Source organism: Streptomyces atratus, from assembly GCF_900119365.1.
GTDB classification, from domain to species: Bacteria; Actinomycetota; Actinomycetes; order Streptomycetales; family Streptomycetaceae; genus Streptomyces; species Streptomyces atratus_B.
The window spans coordinates 247,099-265,075 of the sequence record NZ_FPJO01000001.1; the positions used below are offsets into that span (position 1 = coordinate 247,099).

At 72.1% G+C, this 17,977-nt stretch carries 12 protein-coding genes and 1 pseudogene; 8 read left to right on the top strand and 5 right to left on the bottom strand.

The features are described 5' to 3' along the window. Nucleotides 1-46: 46 nt before the first annotated feature. A complete protein-coding gene (locus tag BT364_RS01175; protein ID WP_072483155.1) occupies nucleotides 47-610 on the bottom strand; it encodes a HutD/Ves family protein in 564 nt (187 codons plus the stop codon). Continuing rightward, nucleotides 607-1,353, bottom strand: coding sequence for a vWA domain-containing protein (locus BT364_RS01180; RefSeq protein ID WP_072483156.1), 747 nt, complete (start codon nucleotides 1,351-1,353; stop codon nucleotides 607-609). Before BT364_RS01180 ends, BT364_RS01175 begins: the two co-directional genes overlap by 4 nt. A 147-nt stretch (nucleotides 1,354-1,500) precedes the next feature. Here BT364_RS01180 and BT364_RS01185 point away from each other — a divergent pair, with 147 nt between their 5' ends. Then, nucleotides 1,501-2,424: a rhomboid family intramembrane serine protease gene (locus BT364_RS01185; RefSeq protein WP_072483157.1), complete on the top strand. Its 924-nt coding sequence runs from the start codon at nucleotides 1,501-1,503 to the stop codon at nucleotides 2,422-2,424. 123 nt (nucleotides 2,425-2,547) lie between these two features. On the opposite strand, the gene BT364_RS01190 is transcribed toward BT364_RS01185, so the two are convergent. The 3 genes from BT364_RS01190 to BT364_RS01200 form a co-directional block, all read right to left on the bottom strand. Then, entirely contained in the window at nucleotides 2,548-4,008 is a 1,461-nt protein-coding gene (locus BT364_RS01190) for a glutamate synthase subunit beta (RefSeq protein WP_072483158.1), read from the bottom strand. Then, the gene (gltB, locus tag BT364_RS01195) at nucleotides 4,001-8,560 is read right to left on the bottom strand and encodes a glutamate synthase large subunit (protein WP_072483159.1); all 4,560 of its coding nucleotides are present in this window, start codon (nucleotides 8,558-8,560) and stop codon (nucleotides 4,001-4,003) included. The genes BT364_RS01190 and gltB overlap by 8 nt, the downstream gene beginning before the upstream one ends. 417 nt (nucleotides 8,561-8,977) lie before the next feature. After that, nucleotides 8,978-9,712, bottom strand: a complete 735-nt coding sequence (locus BT364_RS01200; RefSeq protein WP_072483160.1) for a VIT1/CCC1 transporter family protein — start codon at nucleotides 9,710-9,712, stop codon at nucleotides 8,978-8,980. 264 nt (nucleotides 9,713-9,976) lie between these two features. Here BT364_RS01200 and BT364_RS39740 point away from each other — a divergent pair. The 7 genes and pseudogenes from BT364_RS39740 to BT364_RS01235 all read left to right on the top strand — a co-directional run. Further along, nucleotides 9,977-11,030, top strand: a pseudogene (locus BT364_RS39740) (ADP-ribosylglycohydrolase family protein); the annotation flags it as partial. A gap of 2 nt (nucleotides 11,031-11,032) precedes the next feature. Next, complete coding sequence (locus BT364_RS39745; protein WP_371268075.1) at nucleotides 11,033-12,415, top strand: ADP-ribosylglycohydrolase family protein; 1,383 nt, start codon at nucleotides 11,033-11,035, stop codon at nucleotides 12,413-12,415. Then, on the top strand, nucleotides 12,357-13,544 hold the full coding sequence (locus BT364_RS01215) for an ADP-ribosylglycohydrolase family protein (protein WP_072483161.1): 1,188 nt from the start codon (nucleotides 12,357-12,359) through the stop codon (nucleotides 13,542-13,544). Before BT364_RS39745 ends, BT364_RS01215 begins: the two co-directional genes overlap by 59 nt. Then, complete coding sequence (locus BT364_RS01220; protein WP_072483162.1) at nucleotides 13,541-14,914, top strand: ADP-ribosylglycohydrolase family protein; 1,374 nt, start codon at nucleotides 13,541-13,543, stop codon at nucleotides 14,912-14,914. Before BT364_RS01215 ends, BT364_RS01220 begins: the two co-directional genes overlap by 4 nt. After that, nucleotides 14,911-15,795, top strand: coding sequence for a ribokinase (gene rbsK, locus BT364_RS01225; protein ID WP_072483163.1), 885 nt, complete (start codon nucleotides 14,911-14,913; stop codon nucleotides 15,793-15,795). Before BT364_RS01220 ends, rbsK begins: the two co-directional genes overlap by 4 nt. After that, complete coding sequence (locus tag BT364_RS01230) at nucleotides 15,792-16,991, top strand: CaiB/BaiF CoA transferase family protein (RefSeq protein WP_072483164.1); 1,200 nt, start codon at nucleotides 15,792-15,794, stop codon at nucleotides 16,989-16,991. The genes rbsK and BT364_RS01230 overlap by 4 nt, the downstream gene beginning before the upstream one ends. Continuing rightward, on the top strand, nucleotides 16,988-17,794 hold the full coding sequence (locus tag BT364_RS01235; RefSeq protein ID WP_072483165.1) for an HpcH/HpaI aldolase/citrate lyase family protein: 807 nt from the start codon (nucleotides 16,988-16,990) through the stop codon (nucleotides 17,792-17,794). The genes BT364_RS01230 and BT364_RS01235 overlap by 4 nt, the downstream gene beginning before the upstream one ends. Nucleotides 17,795-17,977: the final 183 nt, after the last annotated feature.

The following is a 17,977-nucleotide window of genomic DNA, read 5'->3' on the forward strand; positions in this document are numbered from 1 at the left end:
TTGTGGGCCGCACCCGATCGGCGGCGAGGCCGCCGGGTTCCCGTCGTCATCCGGCCGACAGGGTGATCAGCAGGGCCCAGCCATGGGTCCGCAGCACGCCCGGCGTCTCCTCCCGCGTCAGCAGCGCGTCGTAGCGATCGAGTTCGACGTCCGTGCCGTCGAGCACCGCACCGTCCTCCAGCGCGACGGCCAGGACCGCCCCGCCCCGGGGCGCCGCGAGCCGGACCGTGCCGCGCACCACCGCGACCGCCGCGGCCGTCCGCCCCCTGCGGCACATGACGTTGACGTTCACGACCGGGCCGCCGAGGAGCCTGCCGTCGGTCTCCAGGTCACCGGGGAAGTCGTGCGGCCAGTACGGCTCGTCGACGATGTGGTGCTCGCCGCCCACCATGAGGTCCATCCCGGCGCCCTCGACCACGGTCAGGGTCCGGTCGACGCCGGGGAACGCGGAGAACGGCCCGTCCTCGGTCACATCGGCGAGGCTGACCCGCCAGTCGAAGGCGTCCAGCGGCGCGCCCTCGGGGTGTGCCGCGATCTCCCGGGTGACTCCCCCGCCGTTCTTCCAGGGCGTGGCCGTACGGTCGGCCGCCCGCAGCACCCGCGCCGTCACTTGACGATCCCCTGGGCCCTGGCCGCGGCCAGCCACTGCGGGAATTCGGCGACGAGCCGGTCGTACAGCTCGGCGTCCGGGACCTGCCGAGGGTCGGGGCCGGCGTGGAAGAAGCCGGCGTTGTCGACGGCACGCTTGGCGGGTACGGCCAGTTCGTCGAGCCTGCGCAGGAAGTCGAACTGGTTGCTCCGTTTGTTGCCGAAGCCGATGAACTGCCAGAACAGGGGCAGTTTCGCCGCCTTGCAGAGATAGCGTTCCGCGGCGTGCTTGCTGATCGGGCCGCCGTCCGTCTGGAAGACGACGAGCGCTGGCGCGGTGGAGCCGCTGTCGATGTAGTGGTCGATGACGGCGTCCATCGCCAGGTGGTAGCTGGTCTTCCCCATGTGCCCGAGGCCCGCCACTATGGCGTCGACCCGGCCGCGGTGGTTGTCCAGGGTCATGTCGGTGACGGCGTCGACCTCCGTGGAGAAGAGGACGAGGGGGACGCGGCCGTCGTCGTCCAGATGGGCACAGAGCCCCAGCACCCGGTCCGCGAGGGCCTGGACGCTGCCGTCCTTGTAGTACTCCCGCATGGAGCCGGAGTGGTCGAGCACCAGATACACCGCGGCACGCTCGCCGCTCATGCGGTGCTTGGTCAGCGAGACCGCGGCGCTCTTGTAGAGGCCGACCAGCGCGGGGGCGCTCTCCTCCATCTTGCGGAGGCTGATGGCCGGACCTGCGGCGGCGACGGACGAGCCGGCCATGCGGTTTCTCCGATCCTCGATGTGTCGGACATGCCAGAACCCTGAGCGTAAGCCACTCAGGTATGCCTTCGGCGGGCGGCGTTCGCTATCTTGATCTGCCGCCGTCCCCACCGGCCGCTCGTGTCCGCTCACGTGAAGGAGCCTGCCGTGGAGGCAGCGGTCACCACCTGTTATCGCCACCCTTCGTACGAGACGTATGTCAGCTGCACCCGCTGCGAACGCTTCATCTGCCCCGCCTGCATGCGTGAGGCCGCGGTCGGTCACCACTGCGTGGAGTGCGTGAAGGAGGGGCAGCGTTCGGTCCGGCAGGCACGCACGGTGTTCGGCGGCGCGGTCGCACGGTCCGCGGTGCCGCTCGTCACGTATGTGCTGATGGGCCTCAACATCGCGGCGTACCTGGGCGAGTTGATCCGTCCGGGGATCATCGACCGGTTCGCGATGCTCGGTGCGGGACTGACCGGCCCGGATGGCGGCCAGTACGTCTACGAGGCCGGGGACTTCCCCGGTTTCGAGGTGGTCGGGGTGGTGGGCGGCGAGTGGTACCGGCTGCTGACCGGGGCCTTTCTCCATCTCCCGCCGGACGGGTCGTCCTTCGGTCCGCTGCCGTTCGGGGTGCTGCACATCCTGTTCAACATGTACGCGCTGTGGAACCTGGGCCGGGTCGTGGAGGAGCAGCTGGGCCGGGCCCGTTATCTCGCGCTGTATCTGCTGTCCGCGCTGGGCGGTTCGGTGCTGGTGTACCTGATCGCGCCGTCGGAGGGCACGGTGGGCGCCTCGGGTGCGATCTTCGGTCTCGGGGCGGCGTTCTACGTCATCAACCGGCGGCTGGGCCGCGACATGCGGGCGGTGAACCGGTTCATGGCCGGCTTCCTGATCTGGATGCTGATCTCGGCCGGATTCGCCTCGTGGCAGGGCCACCTGGGCGGGCTGCTGACGGGCGGCATCGTCACCGTCGCGTACGCCTACGCCCCGGCGAAGCGCCGTACGACGGTCCAGGCCGCCGCGGGTGTGGTGGTGTTCGCCGTGCTGGTGCTGCTGGTGGTGCTCAAGACCTCCGCGCTGACCGGCTGAGCCGGGGTCGGCAAGGCCGGCCCCGGACGCGCCGCGGCGCCTGCCGAATCGTCCGGTCGGGGACGGGCAGGCGCCGCGTTCGGTTCCGCACGCCGTTGTGCGGGACGTCTTCGTGTGCCGTGATCAGACCGTCAGTGCGCGGTCCGTCGGGCGGATCGGGGCCGGCAGTGCGCTGGCCCCGGTCAGGTAGCGGTCCACCCCGCGTGCCGCGGAACGGCCCTCGGCGATGGCCCACACGATGAGGGACTGGCCGCGGCCGGCGTCGCCGGCGACGAAGACCCCGTCGACGTTGGTGGCGAAGTCCGCGTCGCGCGCGACGTTGCCGCGCTCGTCGAGCTCCAGGCCGAACTGCTGGACCAGACCGTTGGCCTGGTCGGTACCGGTGAAGCCCATGGCGAGGGTGACCAGCTGAGCGGGGATGCTCCGCTCGGTGCCGGGCTTCTGTTCCAGCTTGCCGTCCTTGAACTCCACCTCGGCCAGGTGCAGCGACTGGACGTCGCCGTTCTCGTCGCCCTCGAAGTGGGTGGTGGAGACGGAGTAGAGCCTCTCGCCGCCCTCCTCGTGCGCGGAGGTGACCTTGTAGAGCATGGGGAACGTCGGCCAGGGCTGGCCGGCGTTCCGGTCCTCGCCGGGCCTGGGCATGATCTCCAGCTGGGTGACGGAGAGCGCGCCCTGGCGGTGGGCGGTGCCGACGCAGTCGGCTCCGGTGTCGCCGCCGCCGATCACGACGACGTGCTTGCCCTCGGCGGTGATCGGGGCGACCGTCAGGTCGCCCTCCTGCACCTTGTTGGCCAGCGGCAGGTACTCCATGGCGAAGTGCACGCCGTTCAGCTCACGGCCCGGGACGGGCAGATCGCGCGAGACGGTGGCACCCGCGGCGATGACGACCGCGTCGTACCGGCGGCGGAGCTTGGCGGCGTCGATGTCCCGGCCGATCTCCGTCTCGGTGCGGAACTTGGTGCCTTCCGCGCGCATCTGCTCGATGCGGCGGTTGATGTGCGACTTCTCCATCTTGAACTCGGGGATGCCGTACCGGAGAAGGCCTCCGATGCGGTCCGCGCGCTCGTAGACGGCGACGGTGTGGCCGGCCCGGGTCAGCTGCTGGGCGGCGGCGAGACCCGCCGGGCCCGAGCCGATGACGGCGACGGTCTTGCCGGAGAGCCGCTCGGGCGGCTGCGGGGTGACGTCACCGTTGCCCCACGCCTTGTCGATGATGGAGACCTCGACGTTCTTGATGGTGACGGCCGCCTGGTTGATGCCGAGCACGCACGCCGACTCGCACGGGGCCGGGCAGAGCCGCCCGGTGAACTCCGGGAAGTTGTTCGTGGCGTGCAGGCGCTCGGACGCGGCCGACCAGTCCTCGCGGTAGGCGTAGTCGTTCCACTCGGGGATGAGGTTTCCGAGCGGGCAGCCGTTGTGGCAGAACGGGATGCCGCAGTCCATGCAGCGGCCGGCCTGCTTGCTGATGATCGGGAGCAGCGAGCCCGGAACGTAGACCTCGTTCCAGTCCTTGACGCGCTCGCCCACGGGGCGGGTCTCGGCGACCTCGCGCCCGGTGGTCAGGAAGCCCTTGGGGTCAGCCATTGGTCGCCGCCTCCATCATCTTCTCGGTGGTCTCCTGCTCGGAGAGACCGGCGAGCTCAGCGGCGTCCTTGGCGGCGAGCACTGCCTTGTAGGTGGACGGGATGATCTTGCTGAAGCGGGTCACGGCGGTGTCCCACTCGGCAAGCAGCTTCTCGGCGACCGTGGATCCGGTCTCCTCCTGGTGGCGGCGCACCACGTCGTGCAGCCACTGCTTGTCGGTGTCGGAGGGGGCCTCGATGGCGCCGAGGTTGCCGACGTTGACGTTGTCGCGGTTCAGGTCGACGACGTAGGCGACACCGCCCGACATGCCCGCGGCGAAGTTGCGTCCGGTCTCGCCGAGGACGACGGCGTGGCCGCCGGTCATGTACTCGCAGCCGTGGTCGCCCACGCCCTCCGAGACGACCGTGGCGCCGGAGTTGCGGACGCAGAACCGCTCACCGGTGCGGCCGCGCAGGAACAGCTCGCCGCCGGTGGCGCCGTAGGCGATGGTGTTGCCCGCGATGGTGGAGTACTCGGCGAGGTGGTCGGCGCCGCGGTCCGGGCGGACGACGACCCGGCCTCCGGAGAGGCCCTTGCCGACGTAGTCGTTGGCGTCGCCCTCCAGGCGCAGCGTCACACCGCTCGGTACGAACGCGCCGAAGGACTGGCCGGCGGAACCGGTGAAGGTGATGTCGATGGTGTCCTGCGGCAGGCCTGCGCCGCCGAACTTCTTCGTCACCTCGTGGCCGAGCATGGTGCCGACGGTCCGGTTGATGTTGCGGATCGCGATCTGGGCCCGGACCGGCTGGGCGGTCTCGGCGCTGTCCGCGTTCAGGGCGTCGGCGGCGAGCCTGATCAGCTCGTTGTCGAGGGCCTTGGCCAGGCCGTGGTCCTGCTCGATCCGCTGGTGGCGGACCGCGCCCTCGGGCAGCTCGGGGACGTGGAACAGCGGCTTCAGGTCGAGGCCCTGCGCCTTCCAGTGCGTGACCGCGCGGTCGGTGTCGAGCAGCTCGGCGTGGCCGACGGCCTCTTCGATCGTACGGAAGCCCAGCTCGGCGAGGATCTCGCGGACCTCCTGGGCGATGAACTCGAAGAAGTTGACGACGTACTCGGCCTTGCCGGAGAAGCGGTCCCGCAGGACCGGGTTCTGGGTGGCGATGCCGACCGGGCAGGTGTCCAGGTGGCAGACGCGCATCATGACGCAGCCGGAGACGACGAGCGGCGCGGTGGCGAAACCGAACTCCTCGGCGCCCAGCAGCGCGGCGATGACCACGTCGCGGCCGGTCTTCAGCTGGCCGTCGGTCTGTACGACGATGCGGTCGCGCAGGCCGTTGAGCAGCAGCGTCTGCTGGGTCTCGGCGAGGCCGAGCTCCCAGGGGCCGCCCGCGTGCTTCAGGCTCGTCAGAGGAGAAGCGCCGGTGCCGCCGTCGTGGCCGGAGATCAGGACGACGTCCGCGTGCGCCTTGGAGACACCGGCGGCGACCGTGCCGACCCCGACCTCGGAGACCAGCTTCACGTGGATACGGGCCGCCGGATTGGCGTTCTTGAGGTCGTGGATCAGCTGGGCCAGATCCTCGATGGAGTAGATGTCGTGGTGCGGCGGCGGTGAGATCAGGCCGACACCCGGGGTGGAGTGCCGGGTCTTCGCGACCCACGGGTAGACCTTGTGGCCGGGCAGCTGGCCGCCCTCGCCGGGCTTGGCGCCCTGCGCCATCTTGATCTGGATGTCGTCCGCGTTGACCAGGTACTCGCTGGTCACGCCGAAGCGGCCGGAGGCGACCTGCTTGATGGACGAGCGGCGCGCCGGGTCGTAGAGCCGGTCGGCGTCCTCGCCGCCCTCACCGGTGTTGGACTTGCCGCCCAGCTGGTTCATGGCGATGGCGAGGGTCTCGTGCGCCTCGCGGGAGATCGAGCCGTACGACATGGCGCCGGTGGAGAAACGCTTGACGATGTCGGAGACGGACTCGACCTCGTCGATGGAGATCGGCTCGCGGTCCGGCCTGAAGCCGAACAGACCACGGAGCGTCATCAGCCGCTCGGACTGCTCGTTCACCCGGTCGGTGTACTTCTTGAAGATGTCGTAGCGCTTGTTGCGTGTGGCGTGCTGGAGGCGGAAGACCGTCTCCGGGTCGAACAGGTGCGGCTCGCCCTCGCGGCGCCACTGGTACTCGCCGCCGATCTCCAGCGCGCGGTGCGAGGCGGAGATGCCGGAGGCGGGGTAGCCCTTGGCGTGCCGGGCGGCGACCTCCTTGGCGATGACGTCGAGGCCGGCGCCGCCGATCTTGGTGGCGGTGCCGTTGAAGTACTTCGCGACGAATTCCTCGTCCAGGCCGACGGCCTCGAAGACCTGGGCGCCCCGGTAGGAGGCGACCGTCGAGATGCCCATCTTGGACATGACCTTCAGGACACCCTTGCCGAGCGCGTAGATCAGGTTCCGGATGGCCTTCTCGGGCTCGATGCCCTCGATGAACGTACCGGCGCGGACCAGGTCCTCGACGGACTCCATCGCCAGGTACGGGTTGACCGCGGCGGCGCCGTAGCCGATGAGCAGCGCGACGTGATGGACCTCGCGGACGTCCCCGGCCTCGACCAGCAGACCCACCTGGGTGCGCTGCTTGGTGCGGATGAGGTGGTGGTGGACGGACGAGGTGAGCAGCAGCGACGGGATCGGGGCGTGCTCGGCGTCGGAGTGCCGGTCGGAGAGGACGACCAGGCGGGCGCCGTCCTCTATGGCGGCGTCGACCTCGGCGCAGATCTGCCCGATCCGCGCGGCGAGGGCTTCGCCGCCGCCGCCGACCCGGTAGAGGCCGGAGAGCGTGGCGGCCTTCATGCCCGGCATGTCGCCGTCGGCGTTGATGTGTATCAGCTTGGCCAGCTCGTCGTTGTCGATCACCGGGAACGGCAGCGTGACGCTGCGGCACGACGCGGCGGTCGGCTCCAGCAGGTTGCCCGACGGGCCCAGCGTGGAGCGCAGCGAGGTGACGAGTTCCTCGCGGATGGCGTCCAGCGGCGGGTTGGTGACCTGCGCGAACAGCTGGGTGAAGTAGTCGAAGAGCAGCCGGGGGCGCTCGGAGAGCGCGGCGATCGGCGAGTCCGTGCCCATGGAGCCGAGCGGCTCGCCGGCGGTGCGGGCCATCGGCGCGAGGATGACGCGGAGCTCTTCCTCGGTGTAGCCGAAGGTCTGCTGGCGGCGGGTGACGGAGGCGTGCGTGTGCACGATGTGCTCCCGCTCGGGGAGGTCCTCCAGCTCGATCTCGCCGGTCTCCAGCCACTCCTCGTAGGGCTGCTCCGCGGCGAGGGCGGCCTTGATCTCGTCGTCCTCGATGATGCGGCCCTCGGCCGTGTCGACGAGGAACATCTTCCCGGGCTGGAGGCGGCCCTTGCGGACGACCTTCGCGGGGTCGATGTCCAGGACACCGACCTCGGAGGAGAGCACGACGAGGCCGTCGTCGGTGACCCAGTAGCGGCCTGGGCGCAGACCGTTGCGGTCCAGGACCGCGCCGACCTGGGTGCCGTCGGTGAAGGTGACGCAGGCCGGGCCGTCCCAGGGCTCCATCATCGTGGAGTGGTACTGGTAGAAGGCGCGGCGGGCCGGGTCCATCGAGTCATGGTTCTCCCACGCCTCGGGAACCATCATCAGCACCGAGTGCGGCAGCGAACGGCCACCGAGGTGGAGCAGCTCCAGGACCTCGTCGAAGGAGGCGGAGTCGGAGGCGTCGGGGGTGCAGACGGGGAAGATCCGGTCGAGCTGGGCGTCCCCGAAGAGGCTCGACGCGAGCTGGGACTCGCGGGCCTTCATCCAGTTGCGGTTGCCCTTGACCGTGTTGATCTCGCCGTTGTGCGCGACGAAGCGGTACGGGTGGGCGAGCGGCCAGCTCGGGAAGGTGTTGGTGGAGAACCGCGAGTGGACCAGGGCGACCGCGGTGGCGAAGCGACGGTCGGAGAGGTCCGGGAAGAACGGCTCCAGCTGCCCGGTGGTGAGCATGCCCTTGTAGACGATCGTGCGGGCGGAGAGCGAGGGGAAGTACACCCCGGCCTCCCGCTCGGCGCGCTTGCGCAGCACGAAGGCCTTGCGGTCGAGGGCGATGCCGGTGTTCTCGCCGTCCGCCACGAAGAGCTGCCGGAACTCGGGCATGGTGGCGCGGGCGCCCTTGCCGAGGATGCCGGGGGTGACGGGGACCTGGCGCCAGCCGAGGACCTTCAGGCCCTCCTCGGTGGCGATCTTCTCCAGCTTGCGGACGGCCTCGGTTGAGTCGTCGGCGGGCAGGAAGGCGATTCCGACGGCGTAGCCGCCGGCCTCGGGGAGGTCGAAGGCGGTGTCTTCGCGCAGGAAGGCGTCCGGCACCTGGAGGAGGATCCCGGCGCCGTCGCCGGAGTCGGGCTCGGATCCGGTGGCACCGCGGTGTTCGAGATTGCGCAGTACGGTCAGCGCCTGCTCGACCAGCTCATGGCTGGCCACACCGGTCAGAGTGGCCACGAACCCGACACCACAGGCGTCGTGCTCGTTACGGGGGTCGTACATCCCCTGCTGGGCGGGGCGACCGTCCATGGGCGACCAGGCGTGGATGCGCATCGGCTCTCCCGTCGTCGTCGTGGCATATGCAGTGCCGAGGGACGACGTTGGCCCTCTGCGAAATTTCGTGCAGGTTATACATAATGGGGCGCTTCTCAAGAAGCGGATAGTTCGTTCCAACATACGGACACCGCCCGAGGCGGTGGGGATGGGTCGCAGTCGGAGGATCGGCGCCCGGGGGGGGACCGCAGAGAGCAGGCGTCGTTGCCCGCGGTGTCTACGGCTTGCCCGGCGGCAAAGGAAATGAAACCGCCAGGTAATGGCTACTTATGTGTAGCCCTGCATAGGGACTCATTTTACGCCTGCGGGGGCTGTTCCGCCCAGTGGCAGTCACCAAGACGTACGTCACACGGATGGCGGACACGTGACGGGCACCCATGCCCGCCTGCGGGAATGGGTGCCCGGACCTTCGCGGGGTCAGCTCCCGACGGCCACGCCGAACAGCGTGCCCAGACCGTAGGTGAGGGCCGCCGCGGCCCCGCCCAGCGCCAGCTGACGCAGTCCGCTGTACAGCCAGCTGCGGGCCGTCACCCTGGCCACCACCGCGCCGCAGGCGAACAGCCCGACCAGTGCGAGCAGCACGGCCGGCCACAGTGCGCTCGCCCCGAGCAGATACGGCAGCACGGGCAGCAGGGCGCCCAGCGCGAAGGCGCCGAACGACGACACCGCGGCGACGAGCGGCGAGGGCAGATCGCCGGGGTCGATGCCCAGCTCCTCGCGGGCGTGTATCTCCAGGGCCTGCTCCGGGTCGCGCGACAGCTGCCGCGCGACCTCGCGGGCGAGCTCGGGCTCCACACCGCGGGACTCGTAGAGCTCGGCGAGCTCCCGCTCCTCGTCGTTGGGGTGTTTGCGCAACTCCCGCCGCTCCACGTCGAGTTCGGCCTCGACGAGCTCGCGCTGCGAGGCCACGGAGGTGTATTCGCCGGCCGCCATGGAGAACGCACCGGCGGCCAGGCCCGCCAGACCGGTGATCACGATCGTCTGCTGGGAGACCGAGCCGCCCGCGACGCCGGTCATCAGTGCGAGGTTGGAGACCAGCCCGTCCATGGCACCGAAAACCGCCGGACGCAGCCAGCCGCCGTTCACGTCACGGTGGGTGTGGTTGTCGCGGTGTGCTTCGTGCAGTACGGCGTCGGTCTCGATGATGGACACGGCTCTCCCCTTCTCCGGCGGCGGAATCCACTCGCCCCGCCCCCGCTCGACACCATCGAAAGTACGCACGAAAAACGGCCCCCGCCAGCAAGGCAGGCCGTACTTACCACCCTCCGTGAGCAGGTAAGTACGGCCTTCCTTGCTGGTTCTGACTCTTCATCCGACTGGCCCTTTTGTTGTGATTGTCGGCCTCTGTCGGGGCTCCGCGTGGCACAGATCGAGGGAGTACGAGAACTGGCTCGGCGCGAGCGAAGGGTCGACGCGATGGAGTTGATCACAGGAGATCCGGCGAAGCCGCGGGCAGGCGGCACCGGCCGGCCCGAGCTGCCCCGGGGAGATCTCGCCGACCGGGCCCGCGGCTGCCTGCTCGGTCTCGCCGTCGGGGACGCGCTGGGCGCGCCGGCGGAGAATCTGCGGCCGTCGGAGATCCGCCGCCGCTGGGGCCGGATCGAGGGCTTCGTGAGCGACGACCCCGCGGGCACCGACGACACGGAGTACGCGATCTTCTCCGGGCTGCTGCTCGCCCGGCACGGCTCCGCGCTGACCGTCACGCATGTGGAGCGGGCCTGGCATCTGTGGATCGCCGATCTCGACGAGGGGCAGTTCCGCGGTGCCGGGTTCAGCGAACGGGGGACGCTGGAGAATCTGCGCCGGGGGCTCGCCGCCCCGATCTCCGCCCAGCACCGGCACGCCTGGAGCGACGGCCTGGCGATGAGAGCGGCACCGTTCGGGGTCTTCGCGGCGGGCCGGCCGGACGAGGCGGCGCGGCTGGTCGCGGTGGACGGGCGGGTCAGCCATGACGGGGAGGGCATCTACGGCGGCCAGGCGGTGGCGGCCGGGGTGGCCGCCGCGATGACGGGTGCCGGGGTCGCGTCGGTGATCGCCGCCGCGCTGTCGGTCGTCCCCATGGACTCCTGGACGGCGCGTTCGCTGCGGCGCGCGGTGGCCGCCGCGCAGCGCGCCCACCCCGACCGGCTCACCATGGAACGCGCGGTGCGCTCAGCGGTGGTGATCGGCGGCTACCCGTGGACGGACCTGGCGCCCGAGGCGGTGGGCCTGGCCTTCGGGGCGTTCGCGGCGGCGCGCGGCGACTTCCGTACGGCGGTGCTGACCGCGGTCAACATGGGCCGCGACGCTGATACCACGGCCGCGGTGGCGGGGGCCCTGGCCGGTGCCCTGAACGGGGAGTCCGCGATCCCGCCGCAATGGGGCGACGCGATCGGCCCGGTCCGGGGCAGCTGCCTGCCGACCATGCGGGGCCATCACGTGCTGGACATCGCGGAGTTGCTCACCCCGGACGAGGCCGACGACGCGGGTGGGGTGTACGAGGCGGGCGGGGCGTACGAGAACGCCACGCCGCGCGGCGCCGGCCGCACCGACGACGAGGCCCCGGCCGGGCACCTTTCACCTGCGGACGCGGTCACGCGCCACGCGCGGCCTGCGGACGCCGACGCCCCTCGCGCCCCCGCGTCCCCGGCCGCCCGTCCCCGTACCCGCTCCGGCGCCGGGCACCGGGCCCGGATCGAGGGGCTGTTGCTCGGGCTCGCCGCCGGGGACGCCGCCGGGTGGCCCGCCGCACGGCACCGGGCGGCCCGGATGCCCGAGTGGACCCGGCGGCTCACCCGGGAGCTCGACACCTTCGCCGAGCAGAACGCCACGACCACGCTGCCCGTCCCCATCGCGCTCAACCAGCCGCCCGAGCCGCTGCGGCTGGGGCCCTCCGACGATGCCGAATGGGCGGCCTTCGCCGCCGGGACCCTGCTCACCTCTGCGGCCGGTCCGCTGCACGGGCTCTCCCCCGGACGCCGGATGCGGGCCGCCGTCGATGTCGCCTGGAACGCCCTGGCGGCCGAGGTCGCCGCGGCCGCCGCCCGTGCCCCCGAGGTCGAATCCGCGGTGCTCCCGCTGCGTGCCCGGATCTCGGTACGGGCCGGACTCGGCAATCTCGCCGCCGGGCTGCGCCCGCCCGCCACCGGCCACGACAACCCGCACTACTTCGACGACGCGGCCTGCGTACGGGCCGCCGTGCTCGCTGTCGCCCACCCCGCGGACCCCGCCGCCGCCGCCGACCTCGCCGAGTTCGACGCGCGCTACACCCAGGACGGCGACGGGGTCCACGGGGCCCGCGCGATGGCGGCGGCGATCGCCGAGGCGCTCGGCGGCGCGGACGTGGACACCGCGGTGAACGCCGCGCTCGCCCAGCTCCCCGACGGCACCGAGATCGCCCGCAACGCCGCCCACGCCGTCCGGATCGCCCGTGACTTCGTCGGCGAGGCGGCGGGCGCCTTCGCCCTGGTGCCGGTGCTGGAGCATCAGATCGTCGACCATGTCTACAGCTACGGGATCGCCGCCGCCGAGACCGTCCCGGTCGCTCTCGCCCTGGCCACCGCCGCCCGCGGCCAGATCGCCCAGGCCGTTCCCGCCGCCGCCTGCCTGTCGCGGGTGGCCGACTCGGCGCCCGCGCTGGCAGGAGCGCTGACCGGTGCGCTCGGCGGAATCGGTGCCGTCCCGGACGGCTGGCGCGAGGCCTGCCGCACCCTCGCGGGCTGTGCGCTGCCCCGGCTCGCGGGGACCGATCTCATCGAACTCGCCGGGCTGCTGGCAGACACGGAACCGAAGCCCCCGACGGGTGGACAATTCGGACATGACATCCACGATGCCCCTGCGGCCCGAGGCCGGACCCACGACACTCACACTCGATGAACGGATCACGGGCGCACTCGTCGGCGCCGCGGTCGGCGACGCGCTCGGCGGTCCGGTGGAGGGCCGGTCCCCCGAGCAGATCGTGGCCCGTCACGGCGGGCGGATCGACGGCGTCGTGGGCCCGTGGGACGGCGAGAACTGGCGTACCGCGCGCCCCATCGCCCCGTACCACAAGGGAGACGGGCACGTCACCGACGACACCCTGATGACCCATGCGCTGGTGCGGGTGTACGGCGCGGTGCGGGACCATCTCGACGCCTACGCGGTCGCCGGGCATCTCGTGCCCGAGCTGATCTCGGGCCCCCGCTGGATCCCGGAGCTGGAGGCAGAGGCGCTGCCGCTCCAGCGGATCTTCCTCGCCGAGAAGTGGATCGTCGCCCGGCTGCACTACGGCCATGTCGATCCGCGCGAGGCCGGCAACGGGAACATCGTCAACTGCGGTGCGGCGATGTACATGGCCCCGGTCGGCCTGGTCAACGCCGCCCACCCGGAGGCCGCGTACGCCGAGGCGCTGGATGTCGCCGGTGCCCACCAGTCGAGCTACGGGAGGGAGGCGGCCGGGGTCTTCGCGGCGGCCGTCGCCGCCGCCTGCGCCCCGGGCGCGACCCCCACGAGCGTCGTCGACACCTGTCTGGCGCTCGCCAAGGACGGCACCCGGTCGGCGATCGAGGCGGTGTGCGAAGTGGCCGCCGGACACAGCGACTTCGAGTCGGCGCTGACCCCGCTGCGTGCCGCGGTCGCCCCCTTCGACACGGTCGGCCCCGACTACCGCGCCCCGTCCCTCGGCGCCCGCCGGCCGTCGCGGCTGCATGCCGTCGAGGAGCTGCCGATCGCGCTCGGGATGTTGCTCGTCGCGGACGGCGACTACCGGCACACGGTCCTCGGCTCGGTCAATTACGGCCGGGACTGCGACTCGATCGCCACGATGAGCGGCGCCGTCGCGGGCGCGCTCCACGGTGAACGGGCGATCCCCGCCACCTGGGTGAAAACGGTCGCCGAGGCCAGCCGCCTCGATCTGCACGCACCCGCGCAGACCCTGGCGGACGTCGCCCGCGAGGTGTTCGTACGGGACACGTCCCGGCGCCGCGCGCACGAGTCGGCGTTCGCCGCGCTGGCGGGTACGCCATGACCGTACGGGTGACATGGGTGCAGCCCGAGGACCTCGTCGGGCACGAACTGCGGCAGGCGGCCGAGGACGGGCGGGACGCACGGGCCGTCGCACGCCGGTGGTACGAGGCGGGCGGCGCCCCCGCCCCGGAGCGCGCGGGCGCCTCCACACCTCCGGCACCGGAGCTGCGCACCCTCGCGGAGCGACTGCTCGATGAACTCGCCCTGCTGGAATCGCCGTTGGAGAAGGACGAACCGACGGAGCTGGCCGCGATCCGGGCCGCGTGCCCGGACTGGCCGGCGCCCCGCCCCGACGCGCCGCCGGTGAGCCGGGACCGGCTGCACGCCGCCTGGCTGGGCCGGGCGGCCGGCTGTCTGCTCGGCAAGCCCGTCGAGAAGCTGCCGCTGGACGGCATCCGCGCCCTGGCCCGCGCCACCGGCAACTGGCCGCTCACCACCTGGTTCACCGCCGAGAACCTGCCCGCCCCACTGGCCGCCACCTACCCCTGGAACCGCCGCTCCGCACCCAACTCGCTGGCCGAGAACATCGACGGCATGCCCGAGGACGACGACCTCAACTACCCCTTGCTCACTGTGCTGTTGCTCCAGCGGTACGGCCCGTCCTTCACCACCGGGGATCTCGCGAGGCTCTGGCTCGACGAGCTGCCGGCCGGCCGGACCTTCACCGCCGAGCGGATCGCGTACCGCAATCTGCTGGACGGCATCGAGCCCCCGCACACCGCCCGCTGCCGCAACCCGTTCCGGGAGTGGATCGGCGCGCAGATCCGGGCCGATGTGCACGGCTGGACCCATCCCGGCGACCCCTCGGCCGCGGCCGAGCAGGCGCACCGGGACGCCGTGCTCAGCCACACCGCCAACGGGGTGTACGGGGCGATGTTCACCGCCGCGGCGCTCGCCGAGGCGGCCGGGGGCGAGAGCGATGTGCACGCGTGCCTCGCCGCCGGGCTGCGGGTCGTACCGCCGCGTTCGCGGTTCGCGCACGCGGTGCTCCTCGGTGTCGAGACGGCCCGGAGCAGCGCCGGTTTCGACACGGTGGCCGACCGGCTGCACGCCGAGTACGGCAGGTACCACTGGGTCCATGTGCTGCCCAACGCCGCGCTGCTCGCCGCCGCCCTCACCCATGCCGACGGCGACTTCTCGCTCTCCATCTGCCGCGCGGTGTCGGGCGGCTGGGACACCGACTCCAACGGCGCGACCGCCGGTTCGCTCGCCGGGCTGCTGGCCGGGGCCCCTTCGCTGCTGCCCGACCGCTGGACCACCCCGCTGAAGAACCGTCTCGCCTCGTCCGTCCCCGGTTTCGACTCCATCGGCTTCGACGAACTGGCCGAACAGACCCACCGGCTCACCCAGAAGGAGGCGCTGTGCCCATGACCCGCATCGCGGTGCTCGGCAGCACCAATATGGACCTCGTCGCGTACGTCGCACGGGCTCCGGAGCCCGGAGAGACCGTCACCGGGCGGGAGTTCCGCACCGTCCCCGGCGGCAAGGGCGCCAACCAGGCCGTCGCCGCCGCCCGCGCGGGCGGCGATGTGACGATGATCGGCGCGGTGGGCGACGACGCGTACGGCGCGCAGCTCCGGGCCGGTCTGGAGCACGCGGGCCTCGACACCGATCTGCTGCACACCGCCGAGGGCCCCAGCGGCATTGCGCACATCGTCGTCGACGACACGGGCGCCAACTCCATCGTGGTGGTCCCCGGCGCCAACGGCACCGTCACCGCTCTCGGCCCCGGCGAGATGGCCGCCATCGCGGGCGCCGATCTACTGCTGCTCCAGCTGGAGCTGCCGCTGTCCGCGGTGATCGAGGGCGCACGGGTGGCCCACGCCCAGGGCGTACGCACCATCCTCGCCCCCTCCCCCGTGCAGCCCCTGCCCGCCGAACTCCTGGACTGCGTCGATCTGTTGATCCCCAATGAGCACGAGGCGGCCGCGCTGACCGGCTTCACCGACCCCCGTGCGGCGGCGCGCCATCTGCTCAGCCAGGTCCCCGCGGTGATCGTCACGCTCGGCGCGAAGGGCTGCCTGTACGCGGCCCGGGGCGGCGAGCCCGTGATCTTCCCCGCCCCCGAGGTCACCGCCGTCGACACCACGGGGGCGGGCGACACCTTCGTCGGCACGCTCGCCGTCGCGCTCGGCGAGCGACGCCCCGTACCGGAGTCGCTGGCCTGGGCGTCCTCGGCCGCCGCGCTCTGCGTCCAGCGGCCGGGCGCCTCGACCTCCATGCCGTACCGCACCGAGATCGACGCCGCATGACCGCGCCCGCGCAGGCCCCCCTGACCGGGCTGCGGGTCGTCGACCTCGCCACGCTCTTCGCCGGTCCGCTCTCCGCCACCATGCTCGGCGACTTCGGCGCCGAGGTGATCAAGGTCGAGCATCCGCGCAGGCCCGACCCCTCGCGCGGGCACGGCCCCACGAAGGACGGCGTCGGCCTGTGGTGGAAGCTGCTCGGCCGCAACAAGCGCAATCTGACCCTCGACCTGTCCACCCCCGGCGGCCGTGACGTACTGCTCCGGCTGGCCGCCGGGACCGATGTGATCATCGAGAACTTCCGTCCGGGCACGCTGGAGCGCTGGGGTCTGGGCTGGCCGGATCTGCACGCGGTCAACCCGCGGCTGGTCCTGGTCAGGGTCACCGGTTTCGGGCAGTTCGGCCCGTACGCACACCGCCCCGGCTTCGGCACCCTGGCCGAGGCGATGAGCGGGTTCGCCGCGATCACCGGGGAGCCGGACGGGCCGCCCACGCTGCCGCCGTTCGGGCTCGCCGACTCGATCGCGGCGCTGGCCACCGCGTACGCCGTGATGGCCGCGCTCGCCGGGCGCGAGCGCACCGGTCAGGGGCAGATCGTCGACATGGCGATCATCGAGCCGATCCTGACCGTGCTCGGCCCGCAGCCCATCTGGTACGACCAGCTCGGCTACGTACAGCCGCGCACCGGCAACCGCTCCCGGAACAACGCCCCGCGCAACACGTACCGCACCTCGGACGGGCACTGGGTGGCGGTCTCCACCTCCGCGCAGTCGATCGCGGAGCGGGTGATGCGCCTGGTCGGCCGGGCCGAGCTGATCGACGAGCCGTGGTTCGCCTCCGGCACCACCCGAGCCGAGCACGCCGACGAGCTCGACGAGGCGGTCGGCAACTGGATCGCCCGGCACACCCGGGAGGAGGCGGTCTCGGCCTTCGAGAAGGCGGAGGCGGCCATCGCACCGATCCACGACGTCCAGGACGTGATGGAGGACCCGCAGTACCGGGCGCTGGACTCCGTCACCGAGGTCGACGACCCGGAGCTGGGTCCGCTGAGGATGCAGAACGTGCTCTTCCGCCTCTCGGCGACGCCGGGCGCGATCCGCTGGGCGGGCCGGCCGCACGGCGCGGACACCGAGGAGATCCTGACCGGGCTGGGGCTGTCGGCCCCGGAGATCGCCGCGCTGCGGGCGGAGCGGGTGCTGTGACGGCGGCGGTCCCGCTCACCTGGCTGTACGTCCCCGGGGACCGGCCGGAGGTGGTGCGCAAGGCGCGGGATTCGGGCGCGGACGTGGTGATCGTGGACCTGGAGGACGCGGTGGCGCCGGACCGCAAGGAGTACGCGCGCTCGGCCACCGCCGAACTGTTGTCCGAAGCGGCCGGGGACGCGGCCGTGCCGTTCAATGTCCGGGTCCACACCGAGGCGGACGTCCTCGCCCTGGCCGGGCTGCCGGGCCTCGCCGGGCTGCGGCTGCCCAAGATCACGCATGCGGCGTCCGTCCATCACATCGCGGCCGTGGCGCCGGGCGTCGCGCTCTGTCCGCTGCTGGAGTCGGCACTCGGCATCGAGCACGCGTACTCGGTCGCCGCCTCCCATCCCCAGGTGCGCTCCATCGCCCTCGGCGAGGCGGACCTCCGGGCCGATCTGGGGGTACGGGAGGACGCCGGGCTCGACTGGTCGCGCAGCCGGGTGGTGGTCGCCGCCCGCGCGGCCGGACTCGCCCCGCCCACCCAGTCGGTGTTCCCGGACGTCCGGGACCTGGACGGCCTGTGGGCGTCCTGCGCGCACGGCCGTGCGCTGGGCTTCCTGGGCCGGGCTGCGATCCATCCCCGCCAGCTCCCGGTGATCGAGCGGGCGTACCGCCCGACGCCGAGGGAGATCGAGGCGGCGGCGGAGATCGTGGCGGCGGCCGTGACGGACGAGGGCGCGCTGGCCCTGCCGGACGGCCGGTTCGTCGATGCGGCAGTGGTGGCCTCGGCCAGGAGGACGCTGGCGCTGGCCGGCGAGTGAGGCCACATGCGTAGGGCCCCGGACCGGTCGGTCCGGGGCCCCGTGCACGGGTTCACACGGCTCAGCCGTTCTTGGCCTTCTCCGCGGTGTCGTTCTTCTCCAGCGTCGTGACGGCGGCCTTGGCCGCGTCGCCCGCGTCGTCCTTGGAGTCCGCGTCGTCCTTGGAGTCCGCGTCGTCCTTGG